General features: G+C 77.1%; 15 protein-coding genes. 7 read left to right on the top strand and 8 right to left on the bottom strand.

The annotated features are described in order from the left end of the window. Positions 1-3,829, top strand: a 3,829-nt coding sequence (locus ATM99_RS15665) for a TM0106 family RecB-like putative nuclease (protein ID WP_369798099.1), incomplete at its 5' end; no start/stop codon positions are given. 69 nt (positions 3,830-3,898) lie between these two features. Here the strand turns inward: ATM99_RS15665 and ATM99_RS15660 are convergent. Beyond that, positions 3,899-4,444 carry a TIGR03086 family metal-binding protein gene (locus tag ATM99_RS15660; protein ID WP_062103784.1) on the bottom strand — a complete coding sequence of 182 codons (546 nt, stop codon included), beginning with the start codon at positions 4,442-4,444 and terminating at the stop codon, positions 3,899-3,901. Positions 4,445-4,557: 113 nt separating this feature from the next. Here ATM99_RS15660 and ATM99_RS15655 point away from each other — a divergent pair, with 113 nt between their 5' ends. Together ATM99_RS15655 and ATM99_RS15650 are read left to right on the top strand one after the other, a co-directional pair. Next, entirely contained in the window at positions 4,558-6,057 is a 1,500-nt protein-coding gene (locus tag ATM99_RS15655; protein WP_082659880.1) for a glucose-6-phosphate dehydrogenase, read from the top strand. A gap of 29 nt (positions 6,058-6,086) precedes the next feature. Further along, a complete protein-coding gene (locus tag ATM99_RS15650) occupies positions 6,087-6,503 on the top strand; it encodes a hypothetical protein (RefSeq protein WP_062103780.1) in 417 nt (138 codons plus the stop codon). Positions 6,504-6,569: 66 nt separating this feature from the next. Here the strand turns inward: ATM99_RS15650 and ATM99_RS19880 are convergent, their stop codons facing one another. Then, positions 6,570-7,610, bottom strand: coding sequence for an RDD family protein (locus ATM99_RS19880; protein WP_190278855.1), 1,041 nt, complete (start codon positions 7,608-7,610; stop codon positions 6,570-6,572). 159 nt (positions 7,611-7,769) lie between these two features. Here ATM99_RS19880 and ATM99_RS15640 point away from each other — a divergent pair, with 159 nt between their 5' ends. Continuing rightward, positions 7,770-7,955: an antitoxin gene (locus ATM99_RS15640; protein ID WP_062103778.1), complete on the top strand. Its 186-nt coding sequence runs from the start codon at positions 7,770-7,772 to the stop codon at positions 7,953-7,955. Between the two features lie 20 nt (positions 7,956-7,975). Here ATM99_RS15640 and ATM99_RS15635 read toward each other — a convergent pair whose 3' ends face one another. The 4 genes from ATM99_RS15635 to ATM99_RS15620 all read right to left on the bottom strand — a co-directional run bounded on the left by ATM99_RS15635 (position 7,976) and on the right by ATM99_RS15620 (position 11,585). Continuing rightward, positions 7,976-9,436: an MFS transporter gene (locus ATM99_RS15635; RefSeq protein ID WP_062103782.1), complete on the bottom strand. Its 1,461-nt coding sequence runs from the start codon at positions 9,434-9,436 to the stop codon at positions 7,976-7,978. Positions 9,437-9,669: 233 nt separating this feature from the next. Then, positions 9,670-10,200 (bottom strand): phage tail protein, encoded by a 531-nt coding sequence (locus ATM99_RS15630; protein WP_062103777.1) that lies wholly within the window; start codon positions 10,198-10,200, stop codon positions 9,670-9,672. Between the two features lie 9 nt (positions 10,201-10,209). Beyond that, entirely contained in the window at positions 10,210-11,217 is a 1,008-nt protein-coding gene (locus ATM99_RS19765; RefSeq protein WP_223305177.1) for a phage tail protein, read from the bottom strand. Beyond that, a complete protein-coding gene (locus ATM99_RS15620; protein ID WP_150118329.1) occupies positions 11,214-11,585 on the bottom strand; it encodes a hypothetical protein in 372 nt (123 codons plus the stop codon). The genes ATM99_RS19765 and ATM99_RS15620 overlap by 4 nt, the downstream gene beginning before the upstream one ends. A gap of 156 nt (positions 11,586-11,741) precedes the next feature. Between ATM99_RS15620 and ATM99_RS19465 the strand changes: the two genes are divergently transcribed. After that, positions 11,742-15,944 carry an immunoglobulin domain-containing protein gene (locus ATM99_RS19465; protein ID WP_190278854.1) on the top strand — a complete coding sequence of 1,401 codons (4,203 nt, stop codon included), beginning with the start codon at positions 11,742-11,744 and terminating at the stop codon, positions 15,942-15,944. Positions 15,945-15,965: 21 nt separating this feature from the next. Here ATM99_RS19465 and ATM99_RS19760 read toward each other — a convergent pair whose 3' ends face one another. After that, a complete protein-coding gene (locus ATM99_RS19760) occupies positions 15,966-16,769 on the bottom strand; it encodes a TetR/AcrR family transcriptional regulator (RefSeq protein ID WP_062103774.1) in 804 nt (267 codons plus the stop codon). 100 nt (positions 16,770-16,869) lie between these two features. Between ATM99_RS19760 and ATM99_RS15605 the strand changes: the two genes are divergently transcribed. Both ATM99_RS15605 and ATM99_RS15600 read left to right on the top strand, forming a co-directional pair. Beyond that, positions 16,870-17,829 (top strand): ABC transporter ATP-binding protein, encoded by a 960-nt coding sequence (locus ATM99_RS15605; protein ID WP_082659876.1) that lies wholly within the window; start codon positions 16,870-16,872, stop codon positions 17,827-17,829. Beyond that, positions 17,826-18,602, top strand: a complete 777-nt coding sequence (locus ATM99_RS15600; protein WP_062103772.1) for an ABC transporter permease — start codon at positions 17,826-17,828, stop codon at positions 18,600-18,602. The genes ATM99_RS15605 and ATM99_RS15600 overlap by 4 nt, the downstream gene beginning before the upstream one ends. 116 nt (positions 18,603-18,718) lie before the next feature. Here ATM99_RS15600 and ATM99_RS15595 read toward each other — a convergent pair whose 3' ends face one another. Then, entirely contained in the window at positions 18,719-18,904 is a 186-nt protein-coding gene (locus tag ATM99_RS15595; RefSeq protein WP_062103771.1) for a hypothetical protein, read from the bottom strand. Positions 18,905-19,031: the final 127 nt, after the last annotated feature.

Raw genomic sequence — 19,031 nt, 5'->3', positions numbered from 1 at the left:
GCCTGCCGGTGTGATCCTGCTCGACGACGGCACCCTGGCGTACTCGGCGAGCGACCTGACGGCCGCCGCGGCCTGCGAGCACGCGGTCCTGCGCGGGCTCGACGCGCGGCTCGGCCGCGGTCCGGCCGCCGAGCCCGACGCGGACGCGATGCTCGCGCGCGTGTCCCACCTGGGCGACGAGCACGAGCAGCGCGTGCTGCGCGGCCTGCTCGCCCGGTACGGCCGGTGGGAGCCGGGACGCACCGGCGGTCTGGCGCAGGTCCCCGCGACGCGCGACCCGGGGTCCCGCGCGCACCTCGCGGCGGCGCACGCCACGACGCTCGACCGGCTCACGACCGCGGACGTCGTGCACCAGGCGGCGTTCTTCGACGGCAGGTTCGTCGGTCGTGCCGACTTCGTGGTCCGGCAGGACGACGGCGCGTGGTCGGTGCGCGACGCCAAGCTCGCCCGCAACGCGCAGCCGACCGCGCTGCTGCAGGTGGCCGCGTACGCGGACCAGCTCGCGGCCGCGGGCCTGCCGGTCGCGCGCGACGTCGAGCTCGTGCTGGGCGACGGCGCCGTCACGCGGCACGCGGTCGCGGACCTCGTGCCCGTGTACCGCGAGCGCCGCGCGCGGCTGCAGCACGTGCTCGACGAGCACCTCGCCGAGGGCGGGCCGGCGGCGTGGGGCGACCCGCGGTACGTCGCGTGCGGGCGCTGCTCGCTGTGCGTCGCGGCGCTCGAGGCACGACGCGACGTCATGCTCGTGCACGGCGTGTACGAGCGGCAGTCGGCCGCGCTGCGCGCCGCGGGCGTCGACACGGTCGACGCGCTGGCCGCGACGTCCGACGACCTCGAGGTCGACGGCCTGCACCCGGACGCGCTCGCGCGCGTGCGGCTGCAGGCGCGGCTGCAGCTCGAGCAGGAGCGGACCAACGCCGACCCGGCGCACCCGACGACCGTGCCCGCCGTGCTCGACCGGCCGGAGAAGGTCGCCGCGCTGCTGCCGCCCGCCGACCCGGGCGACGTGTTCTTCGACTTCGAAGGCGACCCGCTCTGGTACGACCCGGCGCTCGCGGGCGACCCCGACGCGTGGGGCCTGGAGTACCTGTTCGGGCTCGTCGAGGCGCCGTCCGCACCCGGGCCCGACGCGCCGTTCGTCGCGTTCTGGGCGCACGACCGCGCGGCCGAGCGGGTCGCGCTGCGCGCGTTCCTCGACTACCTGGCCGAGCGCCGCGCGCGGCACCCCGGCCTGCACGTCTACCACTACGCGCCGTACGAGAAGACCGCGCTGCGCCGGCTCGCGGCACGGCACGGCGAGGGCGAGGCGGAGGTCGACGCGCTGCTGCGCGAGGGCGTGCTCGTCGACCTGTACGCGGCGGTGAAGGCGGGGGTCCGCACGGGTCAGCGGTCGTACTCGTTGAAGAAGCTCGAGCCGCTGTACATGGCCACGGGCCGCGGCGACGGCGTGACGACGGCCGCCGACTCGATCGTCGAGTACGCCGAGGCCGTCGCGGCGCGCGATGCGGGCCGCCTCGACGAGTGGTCCGAGCGCGTGCGGGCCATCGAGGTCTACAACCACTACGACTGCGACTCGACGCTCGGCCTGCGCGACTGGCTGCTCGCGCGCCTGGCCGAGGCGGGCGTGGCGCCGTCGCGTGCGGTCGTGCTCGACGAGCAGGCGGCTGCGCGCGCCGCCGAGCTCGCCGCCCCCGACCCGCTCGAGGACGCGCTGCTCGCCGTCGCCGGGCCCGGCCCGGGCGAGGGCGTCGTGCGCACGCCCGCACGGCAGGCCGTCGCGCTCGTCGGCGCCGCGCTGCGCTACCACCAGCGCGAGGACAAGCCGTACTGGTGGGGTCACTTCGACCGGCTGGGCGCGCACCCGAGCGACTGGACCGAGCGGCGCAACGTGCTGCTCGCGGACCGTCCGGGCGCGGTCGAGGTCGTGCAGGACTGGCACCTGCCCGCGGGCAAGAAGGTCGAGCGGCGCGTGCTGCGGATGGTCGGGCGGCTCGAGCCGGGCAGCGACCTGCGGGCCGGCGCGTCGGCCGTGGGGCTGTACGACCCGCCGCTGCCCGACGGCCTCAAGACGTCGGTCGACGGGCCGCGCGGCTGGTGCGACCGCATGACCGTGCTCGACGTCGCCGCCGAGGGCGCGGGCGGCCGCGTGCGGGACGTGCTGCTGGTCGAGGAGACGCGCGCCCGCGGGACCGCGCCGTTCACCGAGGTGCCGATGGCGCTCGCACCGTCCGGGCCGATCGGGACGGCGCCGCTGCGGGCTGCGATCCGCACGCTCGCCGAGCGCGTGCTCGCCGGCGCCGGAGGAGCGGACCTCGGGGCTTCGGCCGTGGGCGTGGGCGTGGGCGCGCCGGACGTCGGCGCCTCCGTGGTCCACGACCCTACGGCCGGCGCCCCGGGTGTCGAGGGCTCCGCGTCGTCGGCGCCGGGCACGGGCGCCGGCGCCGCACCGCGGGACCGTGACCGCGACCTCGCGCTCCCCCGGGCCGCCGTGCTCGACCTCGCGCTCCGCCGCCCGCCGCGCACACGCTCCGGCGCACCGCTGCCGGTCGCGGCCGACGGCGACCTGGTCGCGACCCTGACGCGCGCGGTGCTCGACCTCGACGACTCGTACCTCGCGGTGCAGGGACCGCCGGGGACCGGCAAGACGTACACGGGTGCGCGCGTGATCGCGGCGCTCGTCGCTCGGGGGTGGCGCGTGGGCGTCGTCGCGCAGTCGCACGCCGTGGTCGAGAACCTGCTGCGCGGTGTCGCCGGTGCGGGTGTGCCGCGCGACGCGATCGCGAAGAAGGCGCCGGGTGCGTCGGACGGCCGCACGGCCGACCCGGACGCGCCGTGGACGTGGGTGCCCGACGCGGGGTTCGGCGCGTTCTGGGCCGCGCACCCCGGCGGGGCCACGGGTGCGGGCGCGGTGCTGGGCGGCACGGCGTGGGACCTCGTCAACGCGACACGCCTGCCCGGCGGTCCGCTCGACCTGCTGGTGGTCGACGAGGCCGGGCAGTTCTCGCTCGCGAACACGTTCGCGGTGGCGGGCGCGGCGCGGAACCTGCTGCTGCTGGGCGACCCGCAGCAGCTCCCGCAGGTCAGCCAGGGCACGCACCCCGAACCCGTGGACCGCAGCGCGCTGGGCTGGCTGACCGACGGGCACGACACGCTGCCCGCGTCCCTCGGCTACTTCCTGCCCGTGACGTACCGCCTGCACCCGGCGCTGTGCGAGGCCGTGTCGACGCTGTCCTACGAGGGCCGCCTGCACGCCGCGCCCGCCGCGGCCGAGCGCTCGCTCGACGGCGTCGCACCCGGTGTGCACGGCGTGCTCGTCGACCACACCGGCAACGCGGTCGCGTCCCGGGAGGAGGCCGACGCCGTGGTCCGGCTGGTCGCCGACCTCGTCGGACGCACGTGGCGCAACCCGCGCGCCGCGACCCCCGAGCGCCCGCTCGCGCCGGAGGACGTGCTGGTCGTCGCGGCGTACAACGCGCAGGTGTGGACGGTGCGGCGCGCGCTCGACGACGCCGGGTTCACCGGCGTGCGCGTCGGCACGGTCGACAAGTTCCAGGGCCAGGAGGCACCCGTCGCGGTCGTGACGACCGCCGCGTCGTCGCCCGCTCAGGTGCCGCGCGGGCTCGACTTCCTGCTCGACCGCAACCGGCTCAACGTCGCCGTGTCCCGCGGGCAGTGGGCCGCGTTCGTGGTGCGGTCCACTCACCTCACCGAGACGCTGCCGCGACGGCCCGAGTCGCTCGAGCGACTGGGCGCGTTCGTCGGGCTGACGACGCGGTCGGTGGTCACGCTGCCCGAGCCGGACGTGGAACCGGTGACGGCGCCCGCCTGAGCGCGTCGCCGCACCGCCCCCGGTCGGGTGCCTCGCCGCACCCGGGTCAGGCGCCGCGGTGCACCGGCGTCAGGCCACGCGCCCCAGCCGGGCCAGCACGCGGGTGGCCCGGTCGGCGCCCGCGGGCGCCGTGACGCCCTCGCGGAACACTCCCATGCGGTAGGCGGTCTCCCCGAACGCGTCGGCGCTGCGCTCGACCGCGTCGAGCTCGGCGTCGGTCAGCTCGGTGGGCACGCCTGCCGCGCGCGCGACGTCCCAGCGGTGCACCACCATGTCGAACAGGTAGAAGTCCCGCAGGGTCGCGCCGACCGTCGTCGGGCCGAAGAACCCGTCGAACCCGTGCGCGACGAACGCGTCGTCCGCGAGCAGCGCGGTCACCGCGTCGGCGTGCGCGTGCCACGCGCCCGCCGGGTCGGCGTCGACGTCGGCCTCGGGGCCGAGGTCCGCGCCGTGCGTCCCGAGGAACTCGCGCTGCGTCCGCACGAGGTGCCGCACGACGTCGCGGGCGGCCCAGCCCTCGCACGGCGACGGCGCGTCCCACGCCGCGGCGGGCACGGCGTCGACGACGACGCGCAGGGCGGAGTCCAGCCGGGCGTACTCGTCGCGCAGGTCCATGCGGGCGACGCTAGCGACCGCGACCGACACCCGCGCGGGCACCGCTCCCCGCGCGGGCTGCACGCCGGCCACGTAGCGTCGAGACGTCCCGCACCCGCACCCGGAGGTCGCCCGTGCCCGACCGTCAGCCCGACAGCTCGCCCCGCACCGAGACCGCCCCCCAGCACGGACGCGGGACCGCACCCGCGCCCGTCGGCGCCGACGACCCCGCCGAGCAGCCGCTCGTCCTCGTGCTGCACGGCGCACGCGGCGACCTGTCGCGTCGCATGGTGCTGCCCGCCGTCGCGACCCTCGCGGCCCGCGGCCTGCTCCCCGACCGCTGGGCGCTGGTCGGCACCGGCCGCCGCCCGCTCGACGCGGGCGAGTTCGAGCAGGTGGTCCGCGACGCGCTCGACGAGTTCAGCGACGACGAGGGTCGCGGCGCGATCGACGACGTCCTCTCGCACACGGCCTACTGCCAGGACGTCAGCCTGGACGACGACGACCCGGGCGAGCTCCCCGACGAGCTCGCGCGCCTGCGCCGCGAGCTGACGGGCGACGACGACGGCGCCGCCACGGTCGTCCACTACCTCGCGGTGCCGCCCGAGTCGTTCGTGCCGCTCACGCGCGCCCTGGCGCGCCACGACCTCACCGACGGCGTGCGCGTGGTCTACGAGAAGCCGTACGGCACCTCGCGCGACGACTTCCACGAGCTCGACGCCGTGGTGCACGAGGCGCTCGACGAGGAGCAGGTGTTCCGCATCGACCACTTCCTCGGCAAGGAGGCGACGCAGAACCTGCACGTGCTGCGGTTCGCCAACGAGCTGTTCGGCGGCGTGTGGGGGCGCGAGCACGTCGCGCAGGTGCAGATCGACGTGCCCGAGACGCTCGACGTCGCCGACCGGGCCGAGTTCTACGACGCGACGGGCGCGGCGCTCGACATGCTCGTGACCCACCTGTTCCAGGTGGCCGCGCAGGTCGCGATGGAGCCGCCCGCGGGCATGTCCGCCGACGAGCTCGTGACGGCGCGCGAGGCGGTCGTCAGCGCGTTCCGCCCGCTCGACCCGCGCGAGGACGTCGTGCTGGGCCAGTTCGAGGGGTACCGCGACCTCGAGGGCGTGGCCGACGACTCCGACGTCGACACGTTCGTCGCCGCGCGCCTGTGGGTCGACACGGACCGCTGGCACGGCGTGCCGTTCCTGCTGCGCACCGGCAAGCGCCTGGCCGCGTCGGCGCAGCAGGTGACGCTCGTGCTGCGCTCCCCCGGGCGGCTGTTCGGGGAGAAGACGGGGCCCAACCGCGTCGAGATCTCGCTGTCCGGCGCGGGCGAGGTGCGCGTCGTGACGACCGTGAAGCGCCCCGGGCCGGCGCTCGACCTCGGCACCGGCACGGCCCGGCTGTCGCTCGACCACGTGCCGGGCGACGCGCTCCCGCCGTACGCGAGCCTGCTGCACGACGTCCTCGTCGGCGACCGCACGCTGTTCACCACGCCCGAGGGGCTCGACGCGGCGTGGCGCGCGTTCGCGCCGCTGCAGGACGACCCGCCGCCCGTCGTACCGTACGAGCCGGGGACCTGGGGCCCCGCCGACGCGCACCGCCTCGCGGGGCCGACCGGCTGGGTGCTGGGCCAGTGACACCGACCGATCAGAGCCGGGAGGCCACCATGGGCGTCGAGGACGAGTTCGAGCGCGTGCGGACCGCGCTGCGCGCGGAGGAGCAGGCGATGGCGCAGGAGTTCGAGCGCATCGACGCGGAGGCGCGCGCGACGGTCGACGCGAGCGTCGAGCACGTGCGCAGCGAGCTCGCGACCCAGGCGGACCGCATCCGTGAGGCGATCGCGCAGCAGCGTGCGGAGCTCGAGGCGCAGGGCTCGCGGCTCGGCGACGAGGTCGCGGCGGGCCCGGGCGCGCCGACGGACGTGAGCGCGGGCAGCGACGGCGACGCGCCCGACGACGGTGCGAACCACGCCCCGACCGACGACGTCGTGATGGTCGAGCAGGACGACGAGCGGGTCGAGCACGTCTCGCCTGCGGGTGACGACGCCGGACCCACCGTGGGGGACGTCGAGCGCGGCGACTGAACCGGCCCGCGACCCGCGCCGCGCGGCGGGGTGAGTCGCCCGCTGCGGCGGGGGTCGCCCGGTGCGTCAGTGCGGGTCGCGCACCACGATCGAGTGCGAGAGCTTGTCGGTGAACGTCTGGCGGCGGTCGTCCCACAGCGGCCACAGGTAGCCGACGCACAGCGGGAGCACGTTGACCGTCTGGGCGACGTCTCGGACGAACGCCCACCACAGGCCGATCGACCCCTGCCCGTCCTCGTGCACGAGCCGCACGCCGACGATCCGCTTGCCCCACGACTGCCCGGTGCGGCCCTGCACGACCACCCGGTTCACGAACCACAGCACGGCCATGAGCAGCCAGCCGGCGGCCGCGACGGTCGTGCCGGTCGCCGTCGGGACCATCGCGAGGCGCCCGAAGGCATCGACGCCGAGCGTCCCGGTGGCCTGCGCGTACACCGCACCGACGACGTACGGCGCGCACACGAACAGATAGTCCAGCGTCGTCGCGAGCACGCGCCACCCCCAGTGCGCGTACGCCGGGGGCGGAGCCCACCGGCCCCACCCGGCGAGGAGGTCGGACCCCGGCACGGCCCCGCGCTGGAAGCCGGTGGGGGCCGGAGCCCCGAGCCCGGGCGCGCCGCCGAGGCCGCCGGGGCCCTGCGGGTAACCGCCGACGCCCGGCGCGGCCGAGGGCGTCGCACCGAACGGCTGGGAGCCGAACCGGCCGTCGACCGTGACGGGGCCGCCGAACCGCGCCTCGCCCGCGACCGCGCCGCCGGACGCCGGGCCGGGGGGCGGGGGGCCGAACCGCACCGACCCGCCGGGTGTCCCCCACCTCGCGTCGGGAGGCGTCGCGGGCTCGGGAGGTGCCATGCCGGCCGGCAGGTCGCCGGGCAGCCAGCCGCCTGCTGGCGGGACCGCCGCCCCGGTGCGGGTCGGCGCGGCGGCTCCCGCGGTACGGGTCGGCGCGGCTGCTGCCGCGACGGCGGGACGGGGCGCCGGCGGCGGTGCGGCGGGCAGCGGACGGGTGTGCTCGGTCCAGGCCGCACCGTCGAACCAGCGCTGCACGCCGGGCGTCACGCCGTCGTGGTACCACCCCGCGGCGGGTCCCCCCGTGGTCGTCGTCACGCCACAGAGCATCGGCACGCCGGGGCGCCGTGTTGAGGATCCGACGTGCAGGACGTCGGCACCCACACCGCCCAACCCGCGCCGGGCGGGACGGACCGGGGCAGACTGGACGGCAGGCGCCGGTCCCCGCCGGTGCCACGGCACGCGAAGGAGAGACCCATGGGTCTGGACGACCTGGTGAGCAAGGCGAAGGGTGCGCTGGCCGGTCACGAGGAGCAGGCCAAGGACGCGCTCGACAAGGCCGCCGACGCGGTCAAGGCGCGCACGGACGACGGCACGGACCGCAAGGTCGACGAGGTGGTCGACAAGGCGAAGCAGTTCCTGGACGAGCAGAAGCGACGCTGACGCTCGCCGCGGCGGGCGGGTCAGTCCAGCGACTCGCCCGCCCGCTCGGGCAGCGCGAGGGCGCCGAGCGCGGCGACGACGAACACGGCCGCGAACACCGCGAACAGCAGCCCGGTGCCACCGGCCGCGCGCAGCTGCGGCACGAGCAGCGGCGCGAGGATCGACGCCGTGCGCCCGACCCCGGCGGCCCACCCCGCCCCGGTGGTGCGCACGCGCGTGGGGTACAGCTCGGGCGTCACGGCGTACAGGGCGCCCCACGCGCCCAGGTTGAAGAACGACAGCAGCAGGCCCGCGCCGATGATCTGCGCGTCGCCCGACGCGAGCGCGAACAGCCCGGCGGCGAGCGCCGACCCGGCGAGGAACGTCGCGAGCGTGCTGCGCCGGCCCCACCGCTCGACGAGCACGGCCGCGGCCGCGTACCCGGGCAGCTGACCGAGCGTGATGATCAGCGTGTACCCGAACGACCGCACGAGCGTGTGCCCGTCGTCCGCGAGCAGCGACGGCAGCCAGATGAACGCGCCGTAGTAGGAGAAGTTCACGGCGAACCACACGACCCACAGCGCGACGGTGCGGCGTCGCAGGCCGGGCGCGAACAGCGCGCCGAGGCGGGTGCGCCCGGCGGTCGCGGGTGCCTCGGCCGCGGGGCCGTCGGACGCGGGGACGTCGGAGGGCGCCGTCGTCGTCGCGCCGTCGGGCGTCGCCGCGACGGACGCCGGCCCGGCGGCGGGTGCCGTCACCGCCTCGTCGCGCACCCGCGCGCCCGTGCGCCCGCCGTGCCCGACGGCGCGCGAGCCCTCGAAGTCCGCGACGACCTGCTCGGCCTCGGCGTGCCGACCGCGCGACTGCAGGAACCGCACCGACTCCGGCAGGCCGCGCCGCACGACCACCGCGTACAGCGCGGGCAGCGCACCGAGCGCGAGGGCCCACCGCCAGCCGTCGTCGCCCGACGGCACGACCAGGTACCCGACGAGCGCGGCGAGGATCCACCCGACCGCCCAGAACGACTCGAGCACGACGACCGCGCGACCGCGGATCCGCGGCGGCGCGAACTCGCTGACCAGCGTGGACGCGACGGGCAGCTCGGCGCCCAGGCCGAGCCCCACCACGAACCGCAGCGCCATGAGCACCGCGACCCCGCCCGCGAGCGCCGACGCACCCGTCGCGACGCCGTAGACCAGCAGCGTGAGCGCGAAGACCTGACGGCGGCCGATGCGGTCGGCCAGCAGCCCGCCGAGCGCCGCCCCCACGGCCATGCCGGCGAACCCGGCGGACGCGACCCACCCGAGCCGGCCGTCGGTGGTGCCCCACACCACGCCGAGCTGCGCGATGACGAACGAGATCAGGCCGACGTCCATCGCGTCGAACGTCCAGCCGACGCCCGAGCCGAGCAGCAGTCGGGTGTGCCGGCGCGTGACGGGCAGGCCGTCGAGGCGCTCGGTGAGCGTGGGCGTCGTCGCCGCGCTGGGGGCGGGGTCGGTCACGGGGGCCTCCCGGGTCGGGCGCCGCGCGGGTCGCGCGGCGGCGGGTGCGACCGGTCGGCCGCACGGCGACGACGTCGGCACCGTTGCGCATCGTCACCCACGACAGGCCGCGGCGCCAGGGGCGGAGGGCTGCGACGCGGCGGGGACCCGGCCCGGCGGGCGAGGCCCGGCCCGGCCCGCCGACGGCGCGCAGGGCCCGCCGGACGTGCGGGCCCGGCCGGTAGGCCCCGGCGTCAGGGGCGCGGCGGGAAGATCCCGACGAGCGCGATGACGAAGCGCAGCACCGTGTACGGGGGCATGTTGTCGTGCGCCTGGCTGCCGCCGGCCGACGCCACCGCACCGGGCGCGAGCGCGACGAGCGCGGCCGCGGGACCGTACAGGGCCTCGGTCGCGCGTCCGCGACGCGACTGCGCGGCGACCGTCCCGGACGGGTTGTCGCTCGTGCCGGGCGCGTCGGCCGCGGGCACGCGGTGCGTGTGCGGCGGGACGTGCGCAGCGGTGAGCGTCACGGTCTCCGCGCCGAGCACCTGCCCGGCGACGACCGGTGTCAGGCCGTCGCCGGTGCCCGCACCCACCGGGCTGCGTCCGCGCAGGTCGGGCAGCGCGAAGGAGGTGGAGCCGTTGCCGCCGTACTGGATCCCGAGCAGCGCGAACAGCGCCTGGTTCTGCTGGATCGGCAGCGTCTGCCCCTCGCAGAACGCCCACCCCCGCGGTGCGAAGTCACCGGCGAAGAGACGCACCTCGCCCACGTACGGCTCGTACACGTCGCCTCCTCAGGGCCGGCTCGGGTAGACGCCCCGCGCGGCGATCATGAACGTCATCGCCGCGTAGGGCGGCATGTTGGCGTGCGGCACCGAGCCCCCGGCACTCTCGGTCGGGGCGCCCGCGACCTGGGGGTTCGCGGCGTACCGCGCGGTCGCGCTCGCGGCACGGACCGCCCCGCCGGGCGAACCCGCGGTCCCGGGCGACGCGGACGCACGCGCGGTGTGCTCGTGCACGGGCAGCTGCGCGGCGCTCAGCGTGACCTGCTCGACGCCGCCCTGCGCGCCCGTCGGGCGCCCGGGTGCCGGGTGCAGCGGGACCCGGCCGCGCAGGTCGGGGACGCCGAACGTCTGCACGCCGTTGCCGCCGTACGTCGTGCCGAGGATCGTGTACAGCGCGTCGTAGCCGCTGATCTGCTGCAGCGAGCCGTCGCAGACGAGCCACCCGTCGGGCAGGCGCACGCCCGCCATGAGCCGGATCTCGCCGAGGGTCGTGTCGCCGTCGTCACCGCTGCCGGTGGGGTAGTCGCCCTCGTAGCAGATCCCGAAGCGCAGGCCGAGCACGGGCGAGCGGTTCTCGTGCCCCTGCCCCTGCCCCACGCCGTCGAGCGCCTGCGGGGCGAGCCACGTGGTGCCGCCGGAACGGTACGGCGTGGCGTCGGGGGTGACTGCCGGGACGCGACCCGCCGGCCCGCCGTCGGTGGCCTGCGCCCCCGAGCCGCGCACGACGTGCGTGTGCGCCGGCATCTCGGCGGTGGTGAGCGCGACGGCCTCCGCACCGCCCGTCTCGCCGAGGGCCCGCGGGGTCAGCCCGATGCCCGTTCCCGCTCCGAGGGGTGTGCGGCCGCGCAGGTCGGGCAGGCGGAACGTCGTGCTGCCGTTGCCGCCCCACGTCACGCCGAGCACGCTGAAGAGCGTCGAGTACTGGTTGACGGAGAGCGTCTGACCGTCGCACGGCAGCCACCCGGCGGGGACGTAGCTGCCGGCGAACAGCCGCACCTCGCCGACGAACCCGGTCACGCGCGGTCTCCCGTGCGGTCGACGACGGCCTCGAGCGTGCGGGGGTCGGGCCCGACGGGGCCGAGGTACACCAGCAGGTCGCCGTCCGGGTGGCGCAGCGTGCGCGTCGCGGCGGGCAGCGGCGCGTCGGCGGTGAGCACGAGCGCGAACCGCTCGGCGGTCGCCGCGCGCCCCGTGACCCCGTCGACGGCGCTGAGCACGAGCCGCGCACCGGTCTGGGTGTCGACGAACGCGTGCCCCACGAGCGCCTCAAGCACCGTGCCGTCGAGCGGCAGCCGCGGCCGCGCGACCTGGACGCCGACAGCGGCCGCGAGCGCGCCGACGGCGACCGCCCCGGTGCTCGCCGCGAGCACGGTGCGTCGCGTCACGCCCGGGCGCTCCACCGTCCGATCCGTGAGCACGCGCGAACCACCTCCTGAGACCGCGCCGGAGGCGGGCCATCCCGGTCCGGTCGCCGCGAGCCTAGGAGTTTCACCCACCCGCAGGGCCTTTCGGCCCGGGTGAAACTCTGTAGCGTGCGCTGCATGCCGCCTGGTCAGAGCGCACTTCCACGTCCGGTTGCTGCCGCTCTGGGGCTCTTCGTCGTGTTCGCTCCGACGTTCGTCGCGCCACCCGCGCAGGCCGCACCGGTGGCGCTCGTCGTCGACACCACGGTCGACGCGCCGCTCGTCGCCGGGTGCGACGACGGCGCCGCGGGCACCTCGCTGCGCGAGGCGCTGTGCGCCGCCGGCGCGCACGACGCGTCCGTCGTCGCTGTGCCGGCCGGCACCTACGCCCTGACGGCCGGCGCGCTCACGGTCGACCCGGGCCGCGCCGCCGACGTGACGCTGCGCGGCGCGGGCGCGGCCACCACGACGATCGACGCCCGGGGCGCGTCGCGCGTGCTCGACGTCGACGCGTCGCTGACCGGAGGCGTACGCCTGACGGTCGAGGGCGTCACGCTCACGCGCGGGCTCGGCGGCGAGGCGGGCGGCGGCGCCGTGCTGGCGGGCACGGGCGACCCCGGCGCCGCCGACGCGCTCACGCTGCGCGACTGCGCCGTCACGGACAGCGTCAACGCCCCGCCGGGCACGGCCACGCCGGCCGACGTGGGCGGCGCGGTCTCGATGACGGGCGGCGCGCTGCTCGTCGAGCGCTGCACGTTCTCCGGCAACACCGCGGACGGCGCGAGCGGCGGCGCGATCGGGTACACGGGCGTGGGCGGCGCGGACGACGCCGTCGAGATCGTCGACGCGACCTTCACCGGCAACGCCGTGCGCGGCGAGGGCGCCGCGTCCGACCTGGGCGGCGCCGTCGACGTGCGCTGGGGCACGCCCACCACCACCATCACCGGCTCCCGGTTCGAGGGCAACACGCTGGCCACGGGCGCGCGCGCCGCGCGCGGCTCCGCGGTGCGGGTCGTCGCGGGCACGGCCGAGCTCGTGGGCGTCGCGGTCGTGGGCAACACGGCCACGGGCGCCGCGGGGTCGACGGCCGCCGTCGACCTGGCCGGCGGAACCGTCACGGACTCGCGGTTCGCGGGGAACGTCACCGACGTGGCCGGCACCACGAGCCGCGCCGGGCTCGCGGGCGCCACGAGCGCGGTGCGCTCGTGGTGGGGCTGCGTCGACCCCGCGGGAGCGGGCTGCGACGCGGCCGGCGGCGCGACGACGACCCCGTGGGCGACGGTCGCGACGACGCTCGACCCGACGGCGGCCGACGCGGGCACGACCGTCACGGCACAGGTCGCGCTCACGCTCTCCGACGGCACCGCCCCGGGTGCCGCGATGCTGCGCGCGGTCGCCGGTGCGCCCGTGACCTGGTCGGGCGCGACGTTCGCGCCCGCCGACGCCGCGCTGGCCGCCGACGGCACGGCGTCCGCGCGCTTCGTGGCCACCGCGCCGGGCACGGTCACGTCGACGGTCGACGGTGCGGCGACGACCGCCGAGCTGACCGTGACCGCACCGCCCACGATCACGCAGCAGCCGGTCGACGTCACCGCTCTCGAGGGCGGCGACGCGACGTTCAGCACCGCGGCGAGCGGCGCGCCCGCACCGACGCTGCAGTGGCAGCGCCGCGCGGGGACGACGGGCACCTGGGCGGACGTCCCGGGCGCGACCGGCACGACCCTCGTGCTCACCGGCGTGACGCGCGCCGCCGACGGCACGCAGGTCCGCGTCGTGGCGACCGGGTCCGGGCCCGCCGCGACCAGCACCCCGGCGACGCTGACGGTCACGTGGGGCCCCGACGCCGTGGTCGGCCCGCAGGACGTCGCCGACGTCGCGGGTGCCGACGTGACGTTCACGGCGTCCGCCGAGGGGTCGCCCGCGCCGACGATGCAGTGGCAGACCTCGTCGGACGGCACGTCCTGGCAGGACGTGCCCGGCGCGACGGACGCCACGTGGACGCGCACGCTCACGACCGAGGACCAGGGTCTGCACGTGCGGGCGGCCGTCACGGGGGCGTCGGGCACGACGACGACCGCGCCCGCGCGCGTCACGGTCGAGGCCGCGCCCGCGATCACCGGGCAGCCCGCCGACGCGACCGTCCGCGAGGGCGACCTGCCGCGCTTCGAGGTCGCCGTCACCGGGACCCCGGCACCCGACGTGCGCTGGCAGACCCGCGCCGCGGGCGCCTCGACGTGGTCCGCGGCCGGGGACGGCCCCGAGCTGGTGCTCGACGAGGCGACCGCCGCGGACGACGGCACGCGCGTGCGGGCCGTCGTGACGAACCCGCGCGGCACCGTGACGAGCGCCGAGGCGACGCTGCACGTGCAGCACGGCCCCGGGTTCACGCAGCAGCCGCAGGCGGTGACCGTCGACGCGGGCGACGACGCGACGTTCACGGCGGCGGCCGCCGGGTTCCCGGCGCCGACGCTGCAGTGGCAGACCTCGACCGACGGCACGTCGTGGGCCTCGGTCCCGGGAGCGACCGGCGGCACGTGGACACGCACCGTGACAGCGGCCGACGACGGCGTGCGGGTGCGCGCCCTCGCGACCGGGTTCGCGGGCACCGTCGCGTCCGACGCGGTGCTGCTCACGGTGCGCCACGCGCCGACGGTCACGGACCCGGCACCGCTGACGGTCGACGCGGGCGACGACGCGTCGTTCACCGTGGCCGTCACGGGCAACCCCGCGCCGGGCGTGCGCTGGGAGCGCAGCGCCGCGGGCGCCTCGACCTGGACCACCGCGGGCACCGGTCCCACGCTCGTGCTGCCGGCCACGACGGCGGCCGAGGACGGCACGCGGGTGCGCGCCGTGGTCACCAACGCGCTCGGCACCGTCACGAGCGCCGCCGCGACGCTCGAGGTCCGGTACGCGCCCGCCTTCGCGACGCAGCCGCGGGACGCGACGGGCCTCGCGGGCGACGTCGTGACGTTCACGGCCGCCGCGACGGGCAACCCGGCACCGGACGTCCGCTGGCAGACGTCCACCGACGGCACGGCCTGGGACGACGTCCCCGACGCGACCGGCCCGTCGTACGCGCGGACCCTCACCGACGCCGACCACGGCCTGCGCGTGCGCGCCGTGGCGGGCAACGCGCTCGCGACCGTCGGGTCGGACCCCGCCACGGTGGCCGTCGACGCGCCGCCCGTCGTGGTGACGCCGCCCGCCGGCGTCACGGTCGACGCGGGCACCGACGCGACCTTCACGGTCACCGTCGCCGGACGCCCGGCGCCGGCCGTCACGTGGCAGTCCTCGAGCGACGGCACGACGTGGGACGACGTCGCCGGCGCGGCCGGCACGACGCTCGTCGTCCCCGGTGACCCCGCCGCCGACGGCACCCGCTACCGGGCCGTCGCGACCTCCTCACGCGGGTCGGTGACCAGCACCGACGCGGCGCTGCGCGTGCTCGTCGCCCCCACGGTCAGCGACCCGCTCGACGTCGCGACGGCGCCCGGTGCGCAGGTCGCGTTCACGGTCGAGGTGACGGGCCGCCCGGTGCCGGACGTGACGTGGGAGGCGACGTCCGACGGCACGACGTGGGCGGCCGTCGGCACCGGCACGACGCTGCGCCTCACCCCGACGCTCGCCGACGACGGCCTGCGCGTGCGGGCCGTCGCCACCGCGACGCTCGTCGCGGGACCGGTGTCGGTGACGAGCGCCGAGGCCGAGCTCGTCGTCGCGGCGGCACCCGAGGTCGTCGACGGCCCGGGCCCCGTGACGCGGCTGACCACCGGCGTGCCGGCGTCGCTCGCGTGGACGGTGCTGGGTGCCGACGCGACCGCGACGTGGGACGTGTCCCGCGACGGCGGGGCGACGTGGCAGCCGGTGCCGCTCGCGTGGGCCACGTCGGCCCGCCCGGCGGGAGCGGCAGCGGCGCGCGCGGCGGGCCCGGCGGTCCGCACCGAGCACGTGCTGACTCTGACGCCGTCGGTCGCCGACGAGGGCCCGCTCGTGCGGCTCACCGTGTCCACCGTGGGCGGGACGGCGACCACGAGCACCGTGCTCGACGTGGTCGGCGTCGACACGCCGGGCGGCGGCTCGCCGGGTGGCGGCACGCCGGGCGGTGGCACGCCGGGCGGTGGCACGCCGGGCGGTGGGTCGCCGGGCACCGACGCGCCCGGGACGGGAGCCGATCCAGCACCCGCGGGATCCGGACCGGGGACCGCGGGCACGACGCCGACGGCGTCCGGTCTGCCGCGCACGGGGCTCGAGCCGCTCCCGCTCCTCGCGCTCGCGGCGCTCGTCGCGGCCGCCGGGGTGGCCGGGGTCGCGGCCGCGACGCGGCGTCGTCGCACCACGTGACGGCGTCGACGGCCCGCGCGCTCAGCCTTCGAGCAGCCGCGCGATGACGCGCGCGCCGGCCGCGGGGCCCGCGTACGGCTCACCCAGCAGCCGCACGCCGAAGGGCGCGACGTTGAGCACGGCGACCACGCCGAGCGTCGTGTCGCGGTCGTGCTCGGTGATGCCGGGGACCACGTCGTGCCCCGCGCGGGCCTCGCGGGCGCGTCGGACGTCGGCGACGTGCGACGCGAGGGCGTCGAACGCGCGCGCGTAGAAGACCTCGAGCTCCTCGGAGGCGCCGGGGTGGCGCATCGCGTACGCGAGCAGCTCGATCGACAGCAGCAGGCGCGGGTCCTGCGCGCTGGCGGCGAGCGCGTCCTCGAGGGCGGCGACGTCGACGCCCTCGGCGGTCACGCCGGGCAGCCGGTGCTCGCCGGCGCTCTCGGCGTCGAGCACGGACCTCGCGACCGCGAGGAACAGGTCGCGCTTGGACCCGAAGTGCGCGTAGACGGCGCCCTTGGTGTAGCCGGCCTCCGTGGCGACGTCGTCGACGGACGCCCCCTCGAAACCCTTGGCGGAGAAGACCCGCGCGGCCGCGTCGAGCAGGTCGGCGCGCGTGCGGTCGACCTTGCTGCGGCGGCGGGCCTCGCTCTTGCCGGACTTCTTGTCCATCGAGTCCGACACGTCGGCGAGCTCGAGCGCGGCCTCGCGCAGGCCCTGCGCGATGACCTCGCCGACCTCGGGCAGGTGCTGGCGAGCCTGCGTCCCGAGCGCGCGGGTGAGCTGCGCGGCGGCGTCGGCCAGGGCGCGGGAGGCGGCCTTGAGGGTGTCCCGGTCGTCGGCCATGCCACCAGGATACGCAACCTCCATACCGCTGGGTTGATACCACTGAGTATTTGCGCGTACCGTGCGGCACGTACTGATGGGTATGTGGATGGAGGCGGGGATGGACGGGACGGACGTGCTGAGCGTCCGCGGACTGCGCAAGCGGTACCGCGGACGGCGCGGCGTGCAGGCCAACGACGGCATCGACCTCGACGTGGCCGCCGGCCAGGTCGTCGGGCTGCTCGGGCACAACGGCGCCGGCAAGACGACGCTCGTGCACCAGGTCGTCGGCCTCGTGCGTCCCGACGCCGGCACCATCACCGTGCAGGGCGTCGACGCCGTCGCGCACCCCGACCGCGCACGCCGGCTCGTGTCGATCCAAGCGCAGGCCAACGTGCCCATCAGCGGCCTCACGCCGCGGCGGGCCATCGAGCTCGTCGGCCGCATCCGCGGTGCCGCACCCGCCGACGTCCGCCGCCGCGCCACCGACCTCATCGACGCCCTCGACCTCGGCCCGTGGGCCGACACGCCCTCGGAGAAGGTCTCGGGCGGCATCGCGCGCCTCACGTCGTTCGCGATGACGGCCGTCGTGCCCGGGCGGCTCGTCGTGCTCGACGAGCCCACCAACGACGTCGACCCCGTGCGCCGCCGCCTGCTGTGGCAGCAGATCCGCGGCCTCGCCGACGCCGGGCACGGCGTCCTGCTCGTCACGCACAACGTCCGCGAGGCCGAGCGCGTCGTCGACCACCTCGCGATCCTCGACGCCGGCACGGTCATCGCCGCCGACACCCCCGCGGGCCTGACCGCCCGCCTGCGCGGCACGCTCACGCTCGAGGTCGACACCGTCCCCGGCGAGCCCGTGCGCTGGCACGCCGCCGCGCGCGACGTCGCCGCCGGGCACCTGCGCGCCACCGCGACCGTGCCCGCCGACGACGCCGCCGACGTCGTCCGCTGGGCGCAGGACGAGGTCGAGGCCGGACGCCTCGAGCGCTACGCCCTGACCCCCGCGTCCCTCGAGGACGTGTACGTGCAGCTCGTCGGCGAGCCCGCCGACGCCACCCAGGAGGTGCCCGCCGCATGACCACGCTCACCGAGGCCCCGGCGGTCACGACGTCCCCCGCCGAGGGGCTGCGCCAGACGCTGCTGCTCGTGCAGTGGCAGCTGCGCCGGCAGTCGCAGTTCCTCCCGCTCATGGTCGTCGTGCAGGTCTTCATGGCCGTCACGACCGTCGTCGGCTACGGGCTGCTCGTCGGCGACCCCGACCCCGCGACCGCGCTGTTCCTCGCGACCGGCGCCCCCACCATCACGCTCATCACGGTCGGCATCGTCATGACGCCGCAGATGGTGTCGCAGGCCCGCACCGAGGGGTCGCTCGACTGGATGCGCACGCTGCCCGTGCCGCGCACCGCGTTCCTCGTGTCCGACCTGCTGGTGTGGACGCTCATCGCGCTGCCCGGCATGGCGCTCGGGATCGTCGCCGGCGTGCTGCGCTTCGACATCCACCTGTCGATCGCGCCGTGGTTCCTGCCCGCGACCGTGCTGGTCTCGCTCACGTCCGCGGCCGTCGGCTACGGCATGGCGACCGTGCTGCCGCCGCAGCTCGCCAACCTGCTCACGCAGGCGCTCGTGTTCATCGTGCTGCTGTTCTCACCCGTGTCCTACCCCGCCGAGCGCATGCCCGCGTGGCTGCAGACCGCGCACGAGTGGCTGCCGATCCAGCCGATGGCGCAGCTCGTGCGCGCAGGCCTCGCGCAGGACACGTTCAGCATGCCCACCCGCTCGCTCGTCGTGCTGCTCGCCTGGGGCGTCGTGTCGGTGACGGGCGCGTCGATCGCGCTGCGCCGCCGCGCCTGACCTGCGCCCGCGGGCGCCGAGCACGCGCCCACCCCTCCGACGTCGACGGACAGCGGTACGGCTCGACGGACACGGGCGTGCACGTGTCCGTCGAGCCGGGAGCCTGTCCGTCGACCTCAGGCGTTGCCGGGCAGGCCCGGGGTGCGGGAGCCGTCCTTCGGCAGGACGGTCTCCTCGATGACCGGCAGGCCGCTGCCGTCGCCGTCCTCGCCCGGGGCGGGCGGGGCCTGCGGAGCGGTGGCCTTCACGGGGTCGGGCACCTCGTCAGGCGTCGGGGTCACGGTGTCGTCGGGGACGGACATCTTCGGCCTCCCTGGCTCTCGGTGGGGTGTCGCACGGTCGGGTGTCGCACCCGGTCGCGACCTCGCGTCCGGGTGGTCATCGATCGTGGCACGGGCACGGTCCGCTGTCCTGCGCACCGCGACACCC

Source organism: Cellulomonas sp. B6 (genome assembly GCF_001462455.1).
Classification (GTDB): domain Bacteria; phylum Actinomycetota; class Actinomycetes; order Actinomycetales; family Cellulomonadaceae; genus Cellulomonas.
Note: the sequence above shows the minus strand (reverse complement) of the source record. Positions and strands in the feature narration are given on the sequence as shown.

Coding starts and splice junctions, on each gene's coding strand:
- ATM99_RS15660 (WP_062103784.1), bottom strand. CDS start 4,444: ATGGACCTGCGCGACGAGTACGCCCGGCTGGACTCCGCCCTGCGCGTC.
- ATM99_RS15650 (WP_062103780.1), top strand. CDS start 6,087: ATGGGCGTCGAGGACGAGTTCGAGCGCGTGCGGACCGCGCTGCGCGCG.
- ATM99_RS15640 (WP_062103778.1), top strand. CDS start 7,770: ATGGGTCTGGACGACCTGGTGAGCAAGGCGAAGGGTGCGCTGGCCGGT.
- ATM99_RS19465 (WP_190278854.1), top strand. CDS start 11,742: ATGCCGCCTGGTCAGAGCGCACTTCCACGTCCGGTTGCTGCCGCTCTG.
- ATM99_RS19760 (WP_062103774.1), bottom strand. CDS start 16,769: ATGGCCGACGACCGGGACACCCTCAAGGCCGCCTCCCGCGCCCTGGCC.
- ATM99_RS15605 (WP_082659876.1), top strand. CDS start 16,870: ATGGACGGGACGGACGTGCTGAGCGTCCGCGGACTGCGCAAGCGGTAC.
- ATM99_RS15600 (WP_062103772.1), top strand. CDS start 17,826: ATGACCACGCTCACCGAGGCCCCGGCGGTCACGACGTCCCCCGCCGAG.
- ATM99_RS15595 (WP_062103771.1), bottom strand. CDS start 18,904: ATGTCCGTCCCCGACGACACCGTGACCCCGACGCCTGACGAGGTGCCC.